This window comes from Achromobacter sp. GbtcB20, from assembly GCF_019091095.1.
Taxonomy (GTDB): domain Bacteria; phylum Pseudomonadota; class Gammaproteobacteria; order Burkholderiales; family Burkholderiaceae_B; genus Achromobacter; species Achromobacter mucicolens.
On the sequence record NZ_JAGXJZ010000925.1, the window covers coordinates 1 to 234 of the forward strand.

The window sequence follows — 234 nt, forward strand, 5'->3', positions numbered from 1 at the left end:
GTCTTCCAGCACGAAGAACTCGATGCAGAGCACGCCCACGTAGCCGAGCTCGGCCACGATGGCGCGCGCCGCGTCCTGGGCCTTGCGCGCGCATTCGCTCGAGACGTTCGGGCCCGGCACGGTGGTGGTGAACAGGATGCCGTCGCGGTGCACGTTCTCGGCGGGCGCCTACACGACCGAGGCGCCGCCAACGCCGCGCGCGGTCAGCACCGAGACCTCGTAGGCCAGCGGCAG

At 71.4% G+C, this 234-nt stretch carries 1 pseudogene; it reads right to left on the minus strand.

Annotated elements, in window-relative coordinates:
• Positions 1–234: pseudogene (locus KVT32_RS31655) on the minus strand (ATP-grasp domain-containing protein); the annotation flags it as partial.